General features: G+C 56.2%; 15 protein-coding genes. 9 read left to right on the forward strand and 6 right to left on the reverse strand.

The annotated features are described in order from the left end of the window. Positions 1-4: 4 nt before the first annotated feature. On the forward strand, positions 5-1,306 hold the full coding sequence (locus G536_RS0122525) for a hypothetical protein (protein WP_022825869.1): 1,302 nt from the start codon (positions 5-7) through the stop codon (positions 1,304-1,306). Positions 1,307-1,419: 113 nt separating this feature from the next. On the opposite strand, the gene G536_RS0122530 is transcribed toward G536_RS0122525, so the two are convergent. The 3 genes from G536_RS0122530 to G536_RS0122540 form a co-directional block, all read right to left on the reverse strand. Then, positions 1,420-3,255 carry a hypothetical protein gene (locus G536_RS0122530; RefSeq protein ID WP_022825870.1) on the reverse strand — a complete coding sequence of 612 codons (1,836 nt, stop codon included), beginning with the start codon at positions 3,253-3,255 and terminating at the stop codon, positions 1,420-1,422. A gap of 174 nt (positions 3,256-3,429) precedes the next feature. Then, positions 3,430-4,152 carry a glycosyltransferase family 2 protein gene (locus tag G536_RS0122535; RefSeq protein ID WP_022825871.1) on the reverse strand — a complete coding sequence of 241 codons (723 nt, stop codon included), beginning with the start codon at positions 4,150-4,152 and terminating at the stop codon, positions 3,430-3,432. A gap of 144 nt (positions 4,153-4,296) precedes the next feature. Next, positions 4,297-5,091: an SDR family oxidoreductase gene (locus tag G536_RS0122540; RefSeq protein WP_022825872.1), complete on the reverse strand. Its 795-nt coding sequence runs from the start codon at positions 5,089-5,091 to the stop codon at positions 4,297-4,299. A gap of 145 nt (positions 5,092-5,236) precedes the next feature. On the opposite strand from G536_RS0122540, the gene G536_RS0122545 reads away from it, so the two are divergent. The 6 genes from G536_RS0122545 to G536_RS0122570 all read left to right on the forward strand — a co-directional run bounded on the left by G536_RS0122545 (position 5,237) and on the right by G536_RS0122570 (position 11,065). Continuing rightward, positions 5,237-6,526, forward strand: a complete 1,290-nt coding sequence (locus tag G536_RS0122545) for a hypothetical protein (RefSeq protein ID WP_157530862.1) — start codon at positions 5,237-5,239, stop codon at positions 6,524-6,526. 76 nt (positions 6,527-6,602) lie between these two features. Then, positions 6,603-7,133, forward strand: coding sequence for a 3-hydroxyanthranilate 3,4-dioxygenase (locus tag G536_RS0122550; RefSeq protein WP_022825874.1), 531 nt, complete (start codon positions 6,603-6,605; stop codon positions 7,131-7,133). A gap of 119 nt (positions 7,134-7,252) precedes the next feature. Further along, complete coding sequence (locus G536_RS0122555) at positions 7,253-8,278, forward strand: amidohydrolase family protein (RefSeq protein WP_022825875.1); 1,026 nt, start codon at positions 7,253-7,255, stop codon at positions 8,276-8,278. Positions 8,279-8,304: 26 nt separating this feature from the next. Beyond that, complete coding sequence (kynU, locus tag G536_RS0122560; protein ID WP_022825876.1) at positions 8,305-9,588, forward strand: kynureninase; 1,284 nt, start codon at positions 8,305-8,307, stop codon at positions 9,586-9,588. Between the two features lie 178 nt (positions 9,589-9,766). After that, positions 9,767-10,432, forward strand: a complete 666-nt coding sequence (locus G536_RS0122565; protein ID WP_157530864.1) for a hypothetical protein — start codon at positions 9,767-9,769, stop codon at positions 10,430-10,432. Positions 10,433-10,465: 33 nt separating this feature from the next. Then, positions 10,466-11,065, forward strand: a complete 600-nt coding sequence (locus tag G536_RS0122570; protein ID WP_026880498.1) for an alpha-ketoglutarate-dependent dioxygenase AlkB family protein — start codon at positions 10,466-10,468, stop codon at positions 11,063-11,065. Positions 11,066-11,079: 14 nt separating this feature from the next. On the opposite strand, the gene G536_RS32340 is transcribed toward G536_RS0122570, so the two are convergent. Continuing rightward, complete coding sequence (locus tag G536_RS32340; RefSeq protein ID WP_157530866.1) at positions 11,080-11,241, reverse strand: hypothetical protein; 162 nt, start codon at positions 11,239-11,241, stop codon at positions 11,080-11,082. 296 nt (positions 11,242-11,537) lie between these two features. Between G536_RS32340 and G536_RS0122580 the strand changes: the two genes are divergently transcribed. Further along, positions 11,538-12,923 (forward strand): FAD-dependent oxidoreductase, encoded by a 1,386-nt coding sequence (locus G536_RS0122580; RefSeq protein WP_022825880.1) that lies wholly within the window; start codon positions 11,538-11,540, stop codon positions 12,921-12,923. 411 nt (positions 12,924-13,334) lie between these two features. Here G536_RS0122580 and G536_RS0122585 read toward each other — a convergent pair whose 3' ends face one another. Beyond that, positions 13,335-13,970 carry a hypothetical protein gene (locus G536_RS0122585; RefSeq protein ID WP_022825881.1) on the reverse strand — a complete coding sequence of 212 codons (636 nt, stop codon included), beginning with the start codon at positions 13,968-13,970 and terminating at the stop codon, positions 13,335-13,337. A 149-nt stretch (positions 13,971-14,119) separates the two neighbouring features. Between G536_RS0122585 and G536_RS0122590 the strand changes: the two genes are divergently transcribed. Continuing rightward, positions 14,120-16,786 carry a T9SS type A sorting domain-containing protein gene (locus tag G536_RS0122590; RefSeq protein WP_084708790.1) on the forward strand — a complete coding sequence of 889 codons (2,667 nt, stop codon included), beginning with the start codon at positions 14,120-14,122 and terminating at the stop codon, positions 16,784-16,786. 97 nt (positions 16,787-16,883) lie between these two features. On the opposite strand, the gene rpoN is transcribed toward G536_RS0122590, so the two are convergent. Then, on the reverse strand, positions 16,884-18,473 hold the full coding sequence (rpoN, locus tag G536_RS0122595; protein ID WP_022825883.1) for an RNA polymerase factor sigma-54: 1,590 nt from the start codon (positions 18,471-18,473) through the stop codon (positions 16,884-16,886). Positions 18,474-18,652 lie beyond the last annotated feature (179 nt).

The raw sequence follows: 18,652 nt of genomic DNA on the forward strand, positions 1-18,652 counted from the left end.
TTATATGAAGTCACTTTCCAGTTTTGTGTTTATAGTTGCGCTGGCTCTGATTACTGTATTCCAAGCTGGCAAGTGGCGTAGCAGTGACGTCGTTATCTGGGATGTGGCGGGCTATTATCAGTACCTGACTAGCTACTTTATTTACAACGATGTTGGGGATGGGTCTTACACTGCCGGCATCCGTGGCCAGTACCGCGCCGATATGGACAGCCGCTATGGTGTGGTACCAGCGCCCAACGGCCAGACCGTAATGAAATATCCGTTGGGAATGGCTTTGTTCTATTCTCCTGGTTTCGCGGTGGCCCATAGCGTGGCAGGGTTGCGAGGCTCGCCTGCCGATGGTTATTCTGGAGTATATCAGAAGATGCTGGTACTAGTATGCCTAGCGTATGCCATGCTGGGCCTCTGGATTCTACGGGCTACGTTACGCCGCTTCTTCGAAGATACCACAGTGGCCCTTACGCTACTGTCTATCGGGTTGGCTACTAATTTGTTCAATTATGCCACCTATGAAGCGCCCATGTCGCACGGCACCTTGTTCATGCTGAATGCCGCATTGCTGCTGCTTACCGTGAAATGGTTATCCGAATTTCGGCGGCGTGACGCCCTGCTGCTGGGCCTGACCCTTGGCCTGATGGGGCTGGTACGCCTGACAGAGCTGTGGATGGTGCTGGTGCCGGCATTGTGGGGCCTTACCTCGTGGGCCGCAGTGCGCACCCGCGGTCAGCAACTATGGCAGCACCGTACTCAGGTGCTACTAGCTGGCGTTATTACATGTTCTGTGTTAGCATTACAGCCTTGGTTCTGGCACAGCGTAGGGGGCGCTTGGCTTATCGATTCCTATCCTGGCGAAAAATTTGATTTACGCCATCCTCATTTTATGGACGGCTTTTTCAGCATCCGAAAGGGGTGGCTGGTGTACACGCCCATAATGGCCGTTGCGCTGATCAGCATTTTCTGGTTGCGCCGACAGGTGCGCGCTGCTTTGCCGGTACTGGTAGTGCTATTGCCGCTGGCCCTCTACGTTACCTGGTCGTGGTGGGACTGGGGTTATGGTGGCAGCTTCAGCCAACGGCCACTTATCAGCTTCTATCCGTTGCTGGCATTGCCGTTGGCCAGCTTCTTCGACCGCAGCCGCCGCTCCGGCTGGTTGCTGCATGGTGCGGCCTTGCTGCTGCTAGTTTGCATCGTACTCAACCTTACCCAAACGTGGCAGTACTACCGCGGCATACTAAACTGCTGTGATACCACTTGGCAGCTGTATAAGGAGCGTTTCTTCTGGCTGGAGTGGCCCCAACCCAACTAACAGGGAAGGACGCTTTCAAGTGCACCTGAGCTTATAAAGCCGGTTTGCTACTGAAACCTCTGGAATGCGCCTGTATGGATTCTATGCATTTATTCTGGCGACACTAACGACTGTTATTCAACTTCCACTTTCCGCAAAAGGCGAACAGGCCAAGTGCGATAGTCGCGGCTGAATAGGCTTATTTCCAATGTATAGCTACCAGGCTCTTGTGGCATTTGGAGAGCTACGCTTTGTGCCCAAGGATGCCAGACATCTACCTCAAGCGGTGTTTCAGTGGGCGCAACCCCGGAAGGCCAGTCTTGGGACTTGTAGAACGAGGCCCGCAGCAAGGTAGGGTGCGAGCTGGCGAGGCCAGAATGCAAAGGCTGTGCTTCGCTGGGTACAGTAACCAATACATGCACATTCTCGCTTCGGCCAGACCGCAGGGCGGTTGGTAAAGAATCAGCTAGCACCAGCCGAACATTCTTGTGGGAATCAATGTAGGCGCTTAGCGTGGTGGTATCCTGTGGCGGCGGCGGCGTATTTAGGGTGCGGTATGGGGTGCCTGGAAGGCGAGAATAAGTTAGCGGCAGATCATAAACGGTTAGGTTCTCAAAAGGCCCGAGAAACAAATCGCCTCTGGTCTTTGCTTCCGCAAGCCGGTAGTCTTCCGTTCCGGCGTAAATTGTTTGGGCAGAGTCGGGGCTGTGTTGCGCACTGCGCAGCAGTATTTCAGCGGGCAGTGACCAAGTGGGCTGACCAGCTAGTTTGCGCTCAGCATTTGCGTTTTCGGGCGACAGAATAAACTTTTGCTCAGGAAACTGGCTGGTGTACGTCACCATCTGCCCAAGCCATTGCTGATAGGAAGTGGTAGGGCCGTGGTGCTTCCAGATAACGGCCAACCTAACAACGAATACCGCGCCGAGCAGGCTCGCAATAACAACACCACTTCGCAGTGGAGTATGCCGTTCCAGCGCTGGTAGTACTTCCATGGCAAATGGAATGGTTATGATGAGCGTGAGCGGCAGCAGCATATTCTCAAGATACGTGGCATCCGTACCGTCAGGGTAGGAAACATTGACTACCAGTACATAGCCTATTGCAAACCCCCATATTACCGCTAGCCGAAACCAAGCCTGCCATGTACGCTGCCTTGCATAGAAAGCGGAAAGCACAGCCATCAGGATAGGGACGGCAATAAAGTTGCGGCCGCAAAGTTTCCAAAAATCCCGAAAGCTTTGCAAGCCCAAATAATTCGGAAAATGCGCAATTAGGTTGGGCAGGAAAGTCATCTTGTTGGCTTCGTAGGAGCCGGGTACAATCAGCGTTTCGCGAAACTTGTAAGAGGCGATGGCCAGCAGCAGCAAGCCATAATAGGTCCAGTCTGTAAACCGCCGGTTCAGCAGCCAATCATAGGTCCAGATGAAGGCAAACGGCAGAATAGCCAGCGGATGCCCAAACACAAACACCGGCACCAAGGCCGCCAAGGCCACTGTGCTAAAGCGCCGCTGTAGAGGCGCTTGCCGCGAAATGCCGGCATAAAAAAGCAGTAGGGCCGCCAAAGCCTGCGGCATCTCCGACTGCGCCCAGTAGAATGTGCGTGCTGCCAGCAGCGTGTAAAGCAGGGCTACTACCAACGCTACCTGCTGATTCCGAAACCAGTAAGCGGATAGCAGAAAGACAGTTAAGTAATAAAGTATAAAGGCGACGGAATAAAACATCTCTACCACGTAGAGTGGTAGGCCGGCTTTGAGGATTAATAGAGTTGGATACTGCGTAGCAACAGCTACAAACCGGTTATTCTGAATGAATAACGCCTTGTCTTTTAGAAAATACAGCAGATGGTAAGCTAGATCAATATAGCATACACGCTCCTGGTAGAAATATCCAGCGAAGAGCAGCAAAATCAGCATAGCACCAAATGCCAAGCGCAAGGGCCATTGGGTAGCGTACTGTTTGGGAAGAAGCATGTAGCGAGACTGAAATATTCTAGAAAAATGCTCGGGGTAAGCTATCCGGCTAATTATGTACTAATAGGCGCAGCTTGAGCCGCAGTAGCCCTCGTCCAATTGATAGTTCTGAGTGCTGCGGCACTTAGGTACCTATTTGCTGGCGGCGTACTTCGCTGTATACAATCGGCTGGCTTAGCCGAATAGGCCATACTTTACAATGCAGTAAATAGCCCGAAATCCGTCGCGCCAGCCTATTTTTTTGCCCTCGGCGTAGGTGCGGCCGTAGTAGCTGATGCCCACTTCGTAGATGCGCACATTCGGGACGCGCGACACCTTGGCAGTTACTTCCGGCTCGAACCCAAAACGCTTTTCTTCCAGCGTCAAGCCCTGAATGATGTCGCGGCGGAACAGCTTGTAGCAGGTTTCCATGTCGGTCAGGTTCAGATCCGTGAACATGTTCGAGAGGAAAGTCAGGACGGCGTTGCCGATGCTGTGCCAGAAAAATAAGATGCGGTGCGGATTACCACCCATAAAGCGTGAGCCATACACCACATCGGCAAAGCCTTTTAGAATAGGCTTAAGCAGCAAGTTGTACTCTTCAGGGTCGTATTCTAGGTCGGCATCCTGCACAATAACGTATTCGCCAGTAGCCTCCCGTATACCTGTGTGCAGCGCTGCCCCTTTGCCTTGGTTGACAGCGTGTTGCAGCAACCGTAAGCCCATTTCGGGGTAACGGATGGCGTAGGCCTGAATGGTTTCCGAGGAATTATCGGTCGAGCAGTCATTGACCAGAATAATCTCTTTCTGAATTCCGTTGACTAGCGTCAATTCCCGCAGCAAATCCAGAATCTGATGGATAGTGCGGGCCTCGTTATAAACCGGAATGACGATGGAGAGCTTTTGGAAGGATAGCAAAGCAGGAAGAGAATAAGCGGAAACTCAGCAAAAGTAGATTGATTGTGGAATTGTTGGTAGTCGATTGTTGAAATGTTACTGTTTACTGGACTTGAAGCCAGCAGTAGTACAACTATTTAGCAATCAATAATTAATAAGCCCTCCTCATAAGCTGCCAGTTCGGCCTCCATCTACGGGCACGTTGATGCCGTTGATGTAGCTAGCTGCTTCTGAAGCCAGAAACGCCACGGCGGCAGCAACTTCGGCGGCCTGCCCAAACCGATGCGCGGGAATGGACTTGAGCATAGCAGCTTCCACTTCTTCCACCGGCTGCCCGGTTTGTGCCACTTTTTTCTCGATCAGGGAAGTATGCCGTTGCGTGACAGTGGCGCCGGGCAGCACATTGTTCACAGTAATACCATAGGGGCCAAGCTCTGTAGATAGGGTTTTGGCCCAGTTGGCTACTGCCCCGCGGATGGTATTGCTAACGCCCAGGCCCGGCAATGGCATCTTAACCGACGTGCTGATAATGTTGATGATGCGGCCGTGGTTGCGTTGGCGCATAGCTGGCACCACGGCCTGTGCCAACAGGTGGTTGCAAACCAAGTGCTGCTCAAATGCCGCCCGAAACGCCTCGATGGGGGCATCCAGAATTGCCCCCCCCGCCGGCCCCCCCGTGTTGTTGACCAGGATGTGGAATCCCGCGGGATGAGCAACCAAATACTCTTGCACGCGCTGACTTAGCACCATCGGCTCGTTGAAATCGGCTACTATATAGTCGTGGGTTTGGCCGACTGGGGTGGGGAGTGCCGCTGCTACTTCTCGCAGGGCTGTTTCGTTGCGGGCCAGTAGCGTGACGGTGGCACCCCGTTGGGCTAGTTCCTCGGCCACGGCCCGGCCAATGCCTTGGGTGCTGCCGCCTACCAAGGCGCATTGGGAAGGAAAATCAGTGGTTGCCACAGTTGATGATATAAAAGTGAGCTTAAAACTAAGTAAAATACCTCCTGACTCGCTGCATTGCTCGCGCGCCAAACCAGCTTCTTTGTAAGTTCACCGCCGCCTGGGAGAGGAAGCCCTTTCGCTTTATCTACACTCTGCGTCGTTTATGACTGTTGCTGGATGGCTGCTGGTAGCAGCGTTTATTGCTGAATTTCTGCTTTTCACCTTCTTGCGCAACCTGTTTGGGCCGTTTACAAGTCCGGTGTTGCTGTGGCTGGCTGGGCTCGGAGTTGGAATAAGTGGGCTGTGGGCATTTAGAGGGCGGCCTTTACCTGTGATGCTTCCACCATCTAAGCTGCGAACTGCGGGGCTGCTACTGCCACTAGCTGTACTGCTGTTGTTGGGTGCCCGCGTAGCCAAGCTGTTGCGGCGCTTCCCCATCGACCCGGCGCAATCCGACATCATCCCTTCTATTCAGGTATTTGTGCGGCGCTGGCTGGACGGCGAATGGGTGTATGCCCCTATTCAGGAGTTCGGCTACCTACTACATCCTACCTATCTCCCCGTAACCTGGCTGCCGTTTGTGCCTGCCGAACTGCTGAATATTGATTACCGCTGGATAGCGTTTGGAGGCTTTTGCCTGAGTAGCTTGGTTGGAATAGGATTGCTGCTGCGTCGTCGGGTGCCATTGTTAGTGCAACTAGCTGTGCTGGCTGTGCCACTGTTTCTGATACAGGCTATGTTGCAAACCAATCCGGGAACCTTCACCAACACCGTAGAGCTACTAATAGTCAGCTTCTATTTGCTGCTGGCTTACTGCATCTGGCGTGGTTCGTGGTGGGCGCAGGCGCTGGGGCTTACGGCTTGCTTGTTGTCGCGCTTTTCGGTGGTGTTCTGGGTTCCGCTTTGGATACTGCTGCTGTGGCAGAATGCGGGAAAGCAAGTGGCGCTCCGCGTAGCGGGCCTAACGGCCTTACTGGTCCTGGCGATTTACATTGTGCCTTTTCTGAGTCATGATTGGGGAGTATTTGCGCGGGCACAGCTTGCTTATACCAACGCCGCTATTGCGGAGTGGCAACAGCCTACACTCAGGCAGCCCGAGCATTTGTATCGAGGGGTAGGGCTGGCCATATTTTTTCACCGCTTCGCACCCGGCAGCATAGCGCAGCAGGTGCAGCTGATACGGCTGGTACACAGCAGTATGTGCCTAGGCGTGATAATAGGAGCAATTGGTTACTGGTTTAGGTGGCGGCCGTCACTCGACTACCGCGTATACGCCTTGCTTACGCTGAAAATCTATTTGGTTACTTTCTACGCTTTCGTGCAGGTACCTTACGTGTACCTCACGCTGGTTGGGGTGGCTTTTTCCTGGCCGTTGCTACTGCTGCTACCCCCCCGACTCACGCCAGGCTATCAGCGCCAAACCAGTTGTGGCCATCACCTGATGAAGTCTTGAACAAGGCCATGTAAGTTCCGGATACCCCTTAACTTTCCAGCGCTTACTTATCTGCCACTCCTCACCCTAACCTGCTATGCCCGTCACCCGCCCCTTCAACCTGCAAAACTGGATAGAGGAACACCGCCATTTGCTGAAGCCGCCGGTCGGCAATCAGCAGGTGTTCAAAGACAACAAAGACTTCATTGTGATGGTGGTAGGCGGCCCCAATGCCCGCAAAGACTACCACGTGGACGAAGGCGAGGAACTGTTCCTGCAAATGGAAGGCGACATCGTGGTCAAGATTATCGAGGACGGTAAGCCAGTGGATATCGAAATCAAGGCTGGCGAAATGTTTCTGCTGCCGCCCGGCGTACCTCATTCGCCGCGCCGCCCGGCGGGTACAGTAGGGGTGGTGCTGGAGCGCTACCGCACGGCCGGCGAGCTAGACGGCTTTCAGTGGTACTGCGAAAACTGCGGCAACAAACTCTATGAGGAGTACGCCGAAATCACCGACATCGTCACGCAGTTGCCGCCCATCATGAACGGCTTCTGGCAGGATGAGCACAAACGTACCTGCCAGGTGTGTGGCACCGTTATGGCCCCGCCCGCGCCGGTAGCCTCGTAAAGCATACGGTGCTTCGCTGATGCTAAATGCTATTGACTGCTTTGAACACGAAGGCGTTTTAGCGGCAACAGTTGCTTCCAACTATCGAGCTTTACTAGAAGCTGACCCACCCTGGCGCCGTGCTCCACATCGATATTCACACCCACATTTTGCCGGAACACTGGCCCGACCTGCGTGAACGGTACGGTTACGGCGGCTTTATTCGGCTGGAGCACCACAAGCCCTGTTGTGCCCGTATGATGCAGGACGACAAGTTCTTTCGCGAAATTCAGGACAACTGCTGGGACCCCGCCGTGCGCATGCGGGAGTACGACCAGTTTGGGGTGCAGGTGCAGGTGCTGAGCACGGTGCCGGTGATGTTCAGCTACTGGGCCAAACCGCTTGATGCGCTAGACTTAAGCAAGCTCCTCAACGACCATATTGCCGATGTGGTGCACCGCTACCCCACCCGATTCGTGGGCCTTGGCACCGTGCCTCTGCAAGCTCCCGATCTGGCCGTACGCGAGCTGGAGCGGTGCATGAAGATTGGCATGGCGGGCATCCAGATTGGCTCGCACGTGAATGACTGGAACCTAGACGCGCCGGAACTGTTCGAGGTGTTTCAGGCGGCCGAGGAACTGGGTGCCTGCGTGTTCGTGCATCCGTGGGACATGATGGCGCAGCAGAAAATGCCGAAGTACTGGCTGCCCTGGCTGGTAGGCATGCCCGCCGAAAGCACCCTGGCCTTGTGCTCGTTGGTGTTTGGGGGCGTGCTAGAGCGGTTGCCGAAGCTGCGGGTGGCGGTAGCCCACGGCGGCGGCACGTTTGCCAGCACTATCGGCCGCATCGAGCACGGCTTCAAGGTGCGCCCCGACTTGTGCGCCATCGACAACAACGTGAATCCGCGCGAGTACCTGGGCCGCTTCTGGGTTGATTCTTTGGTGCACGACCCGCTCATGCTCGACTACCTCACCAAAACCCTAGGGCCCGATAAGATTGTGCTGGGCACCGACTATCCGTTTCCGCTGGGCGAGCTGACGCCGGGAGAGCTGATTGAGTCCATGCCGTTTCCTGACGAAATGAAAGCCCGCATGCTGGGCCAGAACGCCCTGGACTGGCTGGGGCTGCCCGAGGCGCAAGTGGCCGGAATTCTGGCGGGGCGGTAGTCGAGCGGTGGCCTATCTTTGCGGTAATGACTTCCTTTGCACCCACCCCCGACTTTGCCGCCCAGCTTGATGCGCAGGACCCGCTGCGCGAATTTCGTCATCAGTTTCACATTCCGCCCGGCCCCGATGGGCAAGACAGCGTGTATATGTGTGGCAACTCCTTGGGGTTGCAGCCCCGTACGGCCCGCGCCGCCGTGGAGCGCCAGTTCACCAACTGGGAGCAGCTGGCGGTAGAAGGTCATTTCCTGGGCGATACGCCGTGGATGAACTTTCATGAGCGCCTCACCGACGCCACGGCCCGCATAGTAGGCGCCAAGCCCGTGGAAGTGGTGGTGATGAACAACCTAACCACCAACCTGCACCTGCTGCTGGTTTCGTTCTACCGGCCTACCATTGCGCGCTATAAAGTGCTGATGGAGGGAGGCGCTTTTCCGTCCGACCAATACGCGCTGGAAACCCAGGTGCGCATGCACGGCCTCAGCCCCGATGATGCCATTGTGGAGCTGGTGCCCCGGCCCGGCGAGCATACGCTACGCACCGAGGATATTCTGGCCAAAATCGAAGAGTTAGGCGGTACACTAGCTACTGTCATCATGGGCGGCATCAATTACTACACCGGGCAGGTGTATGACATGGCCGCCATTACCGCCGCCGGCCACGCTGTGGGCGCCAAAGTGGGGTTCGACTTGGCCCATGCCGCCGGCAACATCCCGCTGCAACTTCACGACTGGGACGTGGATTTTGCCTGCTGGTGCACCTATAAGTACCTCAACTCCGGTCCTGGGGGCGTGGCAGGAGCTTTCGTGCACGAGCGGTTTGCCGATCAGCCTGAGCTGCTGCGCCTGGCCGGCTGGTGGGGCCACGACGAAAAGGTGCGCTTCAAGATGCAGAAAGGTTTCCGGCCAATGCGCGGGGCAGCGGGCTGGCAGCTTTCCAATAGCGCTATCCTGATTATGGCCGTGCACGAAGCTGCTTTGGCGGTGCACGAAGCGGCTGGGGGCATGGCCGCCCTACGGCGCAAAAGCGAGCAGCTAACGGCCTACCTAGAGTTTCTGATTACGCGCCTGAACCTGCCCAAAACCCAGCTCGAAATCATTACGCCCTCCGACCCCGTCCAGCGTGGCTGCCAACTCTCGTTGCTGGTGCACCAAAACGGGCGCGCTCTGTTCGAGCACCTAGCCTCAGTTGGTATTATCGGCGACTGGCGCGAGCCCAACGTTATTCGGCTGGCCCCCGTGCCGCTCTACAACTCGTTCCAAGATGTGCAGCGCGTAGGCACAGTGCTAGCCGAATGGGCCGAGAGTAACTGAGTAGCGGAGTAACTTGTAGAGTTGGTCATTTAGAACGACTTACTCTGTTACTCAGTTACTCTATGGTGTAACATCTTGGACATCATTTACCACGTATTGATGTTTTGCATTCCAGCTACCGGGGTTCGGTAGCATCCTATTGATCTACGGCGCCATGGCTGATGAATACGCGGAGAAAATGTCCCGCAAATCTTTACCTGAGCTGCAGCTCTATGTGCAAAACCACGTGGAATACCGCGAGGATGCTGTATTAGCTGCGCTTACTGAATTAGAACGCCGCGGCGAACAACCCACCGAAGCCGCTGCTATTCGAGCGGCGCTAACACCGATAGTGGAGCAGCAGCGCGCGGCGCAGGCTGAGCTAGCAGCCAGCCGGCCGGCCGTGCCCGGCCAGGCAACTCCCGCTGCGGATGCCCCGGCTTTGTACTCGCCAGGTACCATTGTGCTGTTTTCGATGCTGCCCATTTCCACGATGGTAGGCGGGGGCGTATTGCTGGGAATCAACCTGTTTAGGCTTCGGCGGATGAAAGCGCTGCTGGGGCTTATTCTGTTTATCGTCGGGTACTTGGTGGCGGCCTCACAGGTGCTAACCTGGGCCGTGCTGACCCAAGGGCTACACCCGCTTATCGGTAGCTTGCTGTTCAATGTGCCTGCTGTGCTGGTGTACCTGTTTTGGTTTTGGCCCCGCTATGTGCGCACCGATACCTACCGTAGCAAAAGCATGATACCTCCCATTATCATTTGTTTCTTGCTGGTGTGGGGGTTGCAGCGCGCTATGCCTTATCTAATCAAGCAGCAGCCAAAAGAGGTACAGATGGAAATGGAACAGCTTATGAAACGATAAATAGGGGCTTCGTTCAACTTGTACCATACTGCCATGCCGCTCCAACTGATTCCGTTGCCGCAGGCCGAAGTACTGCTCGACTCCAAGTTTCTTTCGCCGGAAGCGGCAGACGCGCTTTTAACCGAGCTAACGACTACCATTCCGTGGCGGCACGAGCCCATTAAACTGTTCGGTAAAGAAGTGCTCCAGCCCCGGCTGACGGCCTGGCACGGCGACCCCACTGCGCGTTACGCCTACTCTGGCCTTGCCCTTGATCCGCAACCGTGGACTCCGGCGCTGCAACAGCTCCGGCAACAAGTGGAAGCCGCCGCACAAACGCGCTTTAATAGCGTGTTGCTAAATTTGTACCGGCATGGCCAAGACAGCATGGGCTGGCACGCCGACGACGAGCCCGAGTTAGGTATGGCCCCAGTTATTGCATCGGTGAGCCTGGGTGCCACTCGGCGTTTCCGGCTTCGGCCGCGCCACCCAGAGGTGGTGGTACATGCTCCTGTGTCGCTGGATCTGCCTACGGGTAGCTTGCTGCTAATGCGCGGTACCACCCAACAGCACTGGCTGCATGCGGTTCCTAAAACTGCCCGTCCTACGGAGCCTCGCCTCAACCTAACATTCCGGTGGGTGACTGGGCAGTAACTAGCTGCGGACCGTTAGTAGCGAATATCGGGGTGGCCGCCAAGGTTGGACGAGTCGCCGCCGCCCACCAGAAACTCACCAATCCGGATAACGTCGTTGAGTGCGTTCTGGGTGGCTTCCAGCATCATTTCGGCAAGACGATTTTGATCTAGTGAGTCGAACGGCGAGAGTGGCATAGTAGGGAGCAGTCGGGGTGGGAGAGGGGCGTCGGCCACAAGAAACAAAAAACAGTGGATGACTTACTGTTGAGCTTAACCAAGAAGCAGAAGTTTCAAGCCAACTGCTTGTTCAATTGCTTCGTTTTATAATTCAAATCTACAGGCGGGTGCATAGCTAAATTGGGATTTGCGATGAACCTAGGACGAAAACAAGTTGAACTTGGCTGTTTGTCCGATGAACTGACTTTGCTGTGCGGCCTATATTCAGGCTGAATAGTTAGCTTAGCCGCCGCCACCCACCCAAACACGTTTCTATGTCCGACGCGGCCTCTTCTTTCAACTCACCTGCTGGTAGTTCTGAGCAACTTACGCTGATGGGCGCAGGCCTGGTTGGCTCGTTGCTGGCCTTGTATCTGGCGCGGCATGGCCACAGTGTAGAGGTGTTTGAGCGGCGGGCCGATCCACGCCTGGCCGGGCCGCTGGAAGGCCGTTCTATCAATTTGGCGTTGTCTGACCGAGGATGGCGCGCCCTCGAAGGCGTAGGCATTGGCGACGAAATTCGGCGGGTAGGCATCCCAATGTATGGCCGGGTCATGCACGACCCCCACGGCAACCTTACCAACCAGCCGTATGGGCAGGACGGGCAGGCCATCTATTCGGTATCACGCGCCGGGCTCAACCGTACCCTGCTGAACCTGGTAGAAGCTGAGCCCGGCGTGAAGCTGCATTTCAACCAGCAGTGCCTGCACGTAGACTTACGTGAGCAAACCCTGCATCTGCGCGACGCCAGCAACGGCCAGGAAGTAGTGCAGCACTTTCGGCGCTTGTTTGGTACTGATGGTGCGTACTCAGCCGTGCGCGCCGCCATGCAGAAAACCGACCGGTACAACTACTCCCAGAGCTACCTCGACTACGGCTACAAGGAACTGAATATAGCGCCTGGCCCCGGCGGCACTTGGCAACTGGAAAAGCACGCCCTGCACATCTGGCCCCGCGGGCAGTACATGATGATTGCGCTGCCCAACCTCGACGGCTCGTTCACCTGCACCCTGTTTTTTCCCTACGAAGGCCCGCACTCCTTCACTACGCTGCAAACCCCGGCGCAGGTGCAGGCTTTCTTTGAGGAGGTATTTGCCGATGCTGTGCCCTTGATGCCGGAGCTTACCCAGGATTTCTTTGAAAACCCCACCGGCTCCCTCGTAACGGTGCGCTGCTACCCCTGGGCTTTCGATGATGACGTGTTGCTCATCGGCGACGCTTCACATGCCATTGTGCCCTTCTACGGGCAGGGCATGAATGCTGGCTTCGAGGATTGCTCGGTGCTCAACTCCCTGCTCGACAAATACGGCTCCGATTGGCGCTCCATCTTCCAGGAGTTTCAGACCCAACGCAAGCCCAACGCCGACGCCATGGCCGACCTGGCTATCTACAATTTCGAGGAAATGCGCGACCGGGTGGCCGACCCCCGGTTTCTGCTTCAGAAGAAAATTGAAAGCAAGATTTCGGCGCAATATCCAGGGCAGTGGCTGCCACTCTACTCACAGGTAACCTTTTCGCATACGCCTTACGCCGAAGCCCTAGCCAATGGGCAGCGGCAAGAGCGTATCATGCGCCGCCTGATGCCTTACATCCAAGCTGAAGCCGACTACGACCAGCCGCAGGTGCAAGAACTGCTGCGCGAGCAGATGCATCAAGAGTAGGTGCTTGCTGGCCTAATGCAGGTAGATACCAACGGGAGTGCCCACGGTGTGGTAGGCAGTTGCGTGTTTCGCTGCTTGCATGCTGGGTTGTGCTGTCATAGGGTTGGCTGGCAAGACTGTAGGGTGTTGAGCACAGATACCAGCTCGTAGTGTGGCAGGCGCCATCGGTCCCACTGCTGACAGCAATAATAAGCCTATAAAACCTGCGAAAACGAAAAAGCAAAGCAGCGTACGAATCAGGTGCATATAGGAGTAATAGGTGTATGGCCAACCTACGCCCGGCACGCAGCCCCCGGATTCTATCTGTTAGCATTATTGGATGAATGTAGGATTTTGCAAGATAAAGAGCAGTCTGCTGCCGTTGAAACAAGAAAGCTGGCATAAAAGCCTGCGAACTGCGAGCTGAACGTGTTACTTCAATGCCAGCCCTGCCCCAAACCCGATAACCAGGCCTACACCTAGCGCAAAGCCAGCCCAGGCCTGGGCCGGTGTATGGGCCTGAAGCGCTAATCGGGCTTTTAGTACCGCGCCTGCCACAGCCAAGCTGCCCAGCAGCCACCACAGCACAGGCCCAATGGCAGGTTCACTGAAGAATAACACGGTAAATAGCCCCACCGCGCCGCCAACTCCCGCGCCGTGCGCCGATATTTTCCAGCGCAACGAAACCAATAGCGTCAGCAGTACCGTCAGGGTCATACCGGCCATCATATAGCGCAGCAATGGGTCGAGCATTTCTGGAGTGGTGCTGAACAATACAGTTGCCGCTCCGAAGCTAACCGTAGTTAGCAATAACGGCAGTGGACGTTGGGGCCGCTCCCGCAACTCCAGCGTGCCTTTTAGCCAGCCAGCCCAAAGCAGCAGTAGCGTACCAAGTGTGGGCAGTATAAAGGTGAAGAGTACCACCACACTAAGCAGGTGCCATCGGTCAGGCAGTGGTAAGTGCGGCAACACTCCCGGCAATTGGTAACATACCACATAATAGAGGTAGCTGGGCACCAGCAACGGGTGGCAGACTGCCGAGAAAAATAGGGCAATAGGGCGGTTCAAGGAAGCAATAGGACCACAGCCCGCAGATAAGACAACCAAAACTACTAAAGCTCCTGCTGTTTCGCGCGTACTTTCTTATCTTTAGAAACCCTTATACGGGGCATAGGTATTCGTTGCGGGAGATTGGTTTTACATTTTACATATACAGTATGAAGCGTACAATACTCGGAGTCCGGGCGCGGCAATTACTACTTGGCTTGGCGACGGCCGGCACTGTGGGCGGCGGCGCCTGGTGGTGGCAGCAGCACGCCGAAAAATCAGAATTAGCCTACGAGTCACGCGAGGAGCGGGAAGGCGAAGAAGAGGAAGAGGACGAAGACCGGCGCGACCGACCTGATCTGGCTATTGAGCAGGAAGTGGCCCGGACCATGGACCCCGCTACTGGCACCGTACCGCGCGAGCGGTTAGTAGCAGCCCAAGAGTATGCTCAGCGCTTGGTTGCCGAGCGCGCCAACATGCGGCCTACTGCGGGCAGCCTAGCTCTCACCCAATGGTTTGAGCGTGGCCCGGCTAATATTGGTGGCCGTACTCGCGCCCTGCTTGTAGATGCTGCCGACCCTACTGGTAACACAGTATGGTGTGGCTCGGTAGGTGGTGGCCTCTGGAAAACCACTAATGGCCTGGCCGGAGCCACTGCCACCACTTGGCAGAGTGTCGATAACTTCTTTTCCAACTTGGCTATTACGACGCTGGTGGCCGACCGCCAGAACGCCGACATTATGTACTTCGGAACGGGGGAGGGCTTTCTGAACGCCGACGCTATTCGCGGGCAGGGCATCTGGAAATCCGTCAACCATGGGGTTACCTGGACGCAATTGCCTAGTACCAGCGGCGTCAACTTCCAGTACGTGCAAAAATTACTGATTCATCCTACCACCCGCGACGTGTACGCGGGCACCCGTGCTGGTCTGTTCCGGTCGAGTGATGGAGGCGTTAACTGGATTAAGGTGCTGGGCGCCGGCACTGGAGCCGTAGTGGACCGCATCGGCGACATTGAAGTGGCCGCCGACGGCACACTGTATGCTACTCCCGGTATCGGTCAGACTGATGGTATCTACCGTTCGCCCAATGGCGACGCAGGCTCGTGGGTGAAGCTGAACACGCTAACCGATTCTGGCCTGCCTACCACCGGTTACGAGCGGATTGAGCTGGCCTGCGCCCCTAGCCGGGCCCAGCGCGTGTACGCCGTAATGGAAAATACCACCACGGGCGGTATCCTCAACCTCTACCGCTCCGATGATGGTGGCAACACCTGGGTGACTATGACCCAACCTGGCGGCACGGCCGCTACGCTGGCCAGCAGCCAAGCCTGGTACGACCTCACCTTGGGTGTATCGCCCACCAACCCCGATTTGTTGTATGCTGGTGGCCTAGATATGTGGCGTTCTACTACCGCCGCCGATGACCCCGTTATCTGGACCAAGGTTTCGAACTGGACGGCGGCTACCACTTCGCCCGGCTACCTTCACGCCGACCACCATGCTATAGTGTTTGCCACGTCTGATATCTGCTATTTCGGCAACGACGGTGGTGTATCGGTTACGCAGAATGCCGAGGTGGCCACACCGGCTACACCTGTATTCAGCACCCGCGTCGGGGGGCTCAACATCACGCAGTTCTATGCCTGCGCGGTGCACCCTACTAATGTGAACTACTTCCTGGCCGGCGCGCAAGACAATGGCACTCAGCGTTTCAATGGCGCAGGCATCGTGAGCACCACGGCTGCTACCGGCGGTGACGGCGCGTTCTGCTTTATTGACGAAGACGAGCCACAGTATCAGTTCACCAGCTACGTGTACTCGCAGTACCGGCGCTCCGTCAACAATGGTACTAGTTTCGCAAACCAAAACATCAGCTCCACGCTGGGCTCCTTCATCAACCCCACCGACTACGACAGTCGCTCCAACGCCATGTTTGGCGGCTACGGGGCCAACGCCATGTTCCGCTGGCTGGATGCCACCACTACAGCCGCTTCCACTGCCACCAGCGTTGCGCTGCCTGGTGCTGGTACTGTTACGCACATAACCGTGTCGCCAAGCGTGCTTGACCGGGTGTACGTGGGTACTAACTCCGGTAAAATATTGCGAGTTGACTCTGTGCGCAACGTAGCGCCACGCACGCCGGTTATCACCGAAATCCGGCCGGCAACTTCACCTGCCGCGTCTGTTTCTTCGGTAGCTATAGACAAAACCAACGAGCAACACCTGGTAGTTACCTACTCCAACTACGGTGTAGTGAGCGTGTGGGAAACTACCAACGGGGGCACCACCTGGCGCAACGTGGAAGGCAACCTGCCCGACATGCCCATCCGCTGGGCGCTGTTCGACCCTACCGATGGTACCCGCATACTGCTGGCTACCGAACTGGGCGTGTGGGGTACTGATAACCTGTCGGCTGGCACTGTCAACTGGATACCGGTTAACAACGGCCTGGCCAACGTGCGCGTAGATATGCTACGTATGCGCACCTCCGACAAGCAAGTGGCCGCCGCTACCCATGGCCGTGGCCTCTACACCACCGATGCTCTGCGCGTGCTCAGCAATAAAGGGAAAGCAGTAGCTGCCAACGGCTATGTGCGCAACGCCTACCCTAATCCATTCCGTGAGCAACTGAACGTAGAACTAGACCGTCCTGCCGCCGCTGGCACTACCTTCACCCTCACCGATATGCAGGGCCGCGTGGTGCACCGCGCCACCGCCCGTGGCAATGCCCGTGAACAGGCTGTGCAGCCGCCATCCAACTTGGCCTCCGGCGCCTACATTCTGCAAGTGAAAGGCAACGGCCAAACTGCCACCCGCCGCGTAGTGAAGCAATAAGCTGCACCGAACGGTTGACACAAGAAAAGGCCCGAAGCAACTTGCTTCGGGCCTTTTCTTGTTGAGCACTTCGCTCTGAAAGCTGTACGCCGAAGTGTTACAACTCCTTGCGCAGACGGGCTACTGGGATGTTGAGTTGCTCCCGGTATTTGGCTACGGTGCGGCGGGCAATGTTGTAGCCGCGGGCATTGAGCATTTTCTCCAGCTTGTCGTCGCTCAGGGGCCGGTCTTTCTTCTCGCCTTCAATGATTTCCTTAAGGATGTGCTTCACCTCGCGGCTGCTGGCGTCCTCGCCCGAGTCGGTAGCAATACCTTCCGAGAAAAAGTACTTCAGTGGGTAGATACCAAATTCCGTCTGCACTGATTTCGAGTTGGCCACCCGGCTGATGGTGCTAATGTCCATCCCGATTTCCTGGGCTATGTCCTTGAGAATCATGGGGCGTAACTTGCTCTCGTCGCCTTCCACGAAAAACTCGCGCTGGTAGCGCACAATGGCGTCCATGGTACGCAGCAGCGTGTTCTGGCGCTGCCGAATGGCATCAATGAACCACTTAGCTGAATCCAGCTTCTGCTTCACGAACGTCACGGCCTCTTTCAACTTCTTGTCCTGCTTCGAGCCTTTGTCGTAGGCGCGGAACATATCGGTGTAGGCGGGGCTCACGCGCAGATCGGGGGCGTTGCGCGAGTTGAGCGTAAGGTTGAGCACGCCGTTGTCGTTGGTCAGGATAAAGTCGGGGATGATGTACTGCACCTTACCGCTGCCGACTGGGCCACTGCCACCGGGCTTGGGGTTGAGCTTCAGAATGAGGGCAATAGCCTCCTTCAGCTCATCATCTTCCAAGTCTAGGCGCTGCTGAATCCGCTGGTAGTGCTTCTTGGTAAACTCATCAAACGTCTCGCTCAGAATCCGCTCGGCGTGCTCTGTATTCTCGTCCTGGTGGCGGCGCTCCAGTTGCAGCAATAGGCATTCCTGTAAGTCGCGAGCGGCAATACCGGCGGGGTCCAGGCTTTGCACCAGGCGCAGCACGGCCTCAATTTCGGGTACTGAAGCTTCAATGTTCTGCGCGAAGGCTAGGTCGTTGGCAATAGCCGATAGGTCGCGCCGAATATAGCCGTCGTTGTCGATGGAGCCGATGAGCTGGCGGCCAATGGCTTCCTGCTTTTCGTCGAGGTCGGCAAAGCCCAGCTGGTCGAGCAGGCTATCAATTAGAGAGCCGCCGGTATCGGCCAGGGGCATTTCCCGGTCGTCTTCGTCTTCGCCGGGTCCGTCGCCCTGCATTTTGTAGCCGGCAATTTCGTCGTCGTTGAGGTAGTCGCTCAAGTCGAGGTCATCGGCGCTTTCCGATTCCTTTACTTCCAGCGGCTCGTCTTTGGTAGGTAGCTCTATCTCTGGCTGTTCCTCGCCTTGGTCGTTGCCGGCAAAATCCTCGTCCAGCGTATTATCGGGGTTATCGAACTCGGCATCGGGGTCGTCGAAGTCCTCGTCTGACTCAGTGGAATCGTCGCGCTCCTGCTCCTCGAAGTCGTCGTCCGCGTCGTCGCCTTCCTCCAGCGCGGGGTTGGCCTCCAGCTCTTCCTTGATGCGCGCTTCCAGCTCCGCCGTCGGGATTTGCAGCAGCTTAATGAATTGTATCTGTTGGGGTGACAGCTTCTGCGAGAGAAGCTGCTTCATATCCAGTCGTTGCATACGCTAAAAACTCAGGCGCTCCGTCCAGGTGAAAAACGGGGGTGGTTCAGTCAAATATAGACCTTTCTGTACTTGAGTTCGGCGGAAAATGTTGGCGTTTCACTGGTATTCAACCTAGCGGAAGGCCCTTAATGCGCTGCAACAGGCATGTGTTGTATTTATTCTTGCTAGTGTACTAC

The sequence above is a fragment of the Hymenobacter norwichensis DSM 15439 genome, from assembly GCF_000420705.1.
Lineage (GTDB): Bacteria > Bacteroidota > Bacteroidia > Cytophagales > Hymenobacteraceae > Hymenobacter > Hymenobacter norwichensis.

What these genes read in the sequence shown, in the direction of transcription:
- G536_RS0122525 (WP_022825869.1), top strand. Translation starts at nt 5, where the DNA reads ATGAAGTCACTTTCCAGTTTTGTGTTTATAGTTGCGCTGGCTCTGATT.
- G536_RS0122530 (WP_022825870.1), bottom strand. Translation starts at nt 3,255, where the DNA reads ATGCTTCTTCCCAAACAGTACGCTACCCAATGGCCCTTGCGCTTGGCA.
- G536_RS0122545 (WP_157530862.1), top strand. Translation starts at nt 5,237, where the DNA reads ATGACTGTTGCTGGATGGCTGCTGGTAGCAGCGTTTATTGCTGAATTT.
- G536_RS0122550 (WP_022825874.1), top strand. Translation starts at nt 6,603, where the DNA reads ATGCCCGTCACCCGCCCCTTCAACCTGCAAAACTGGATAGAGGAACAC.
- kynU (WP_022825876.1), top strand. Translation starts at nt 8,305, where the DNA reads ATGACTTCCTTTGCACCCACCCCCGACTTTGCCGCCCAGCTTGATGCG.
- G536_RS0122565 (WP_157530864.1), top strand. Translation starts at nt 9,767, where the DNA reads ATGTCCCGCAAATCTTTACCTGAGCTGCAGCTCTATGTGCAAAACCAC.
- G536_RS0122570 (WP_026880498.1), top strand. Translation starts at nt 10,466, where the DNA reads ATGCCGCTCCAACTGATTCCGTTGCCGCAGGCCGAAGTACTGCTCGAC.
- G536_RS32340 (WP_157530866.1), bottom strand. Translation starts at nt 11,241, where the DNA reads ATGCCACTCTCGCCGTTCGACTCACTAGATCAAAATCGTCTTGCCGAA.
- G536_RS0122580 (WP_022825880.1), top strand. Translation starts at nt 11,538, where the DNA reads ATGTCCGACGCGGCCTCTTCTTTCAACTCACCTGCTGGTAGTTCTGAG.
- G536_RS0122590 (WP_084708790.1), top strand. Translation starts at nt 14,120, where the DNA reads ATGAAGCGTACAATACTCGGAGTCCGGGCGCGGCAATTACTACTTGGC.
- rpoN (WP_022825883.1), bottom strand. Translation starts at nt 18,473, where the DNA reads ATGCAACGACTGGATATGAAGCAGCTTCTCTCGCAGAAGCTGTCACCC.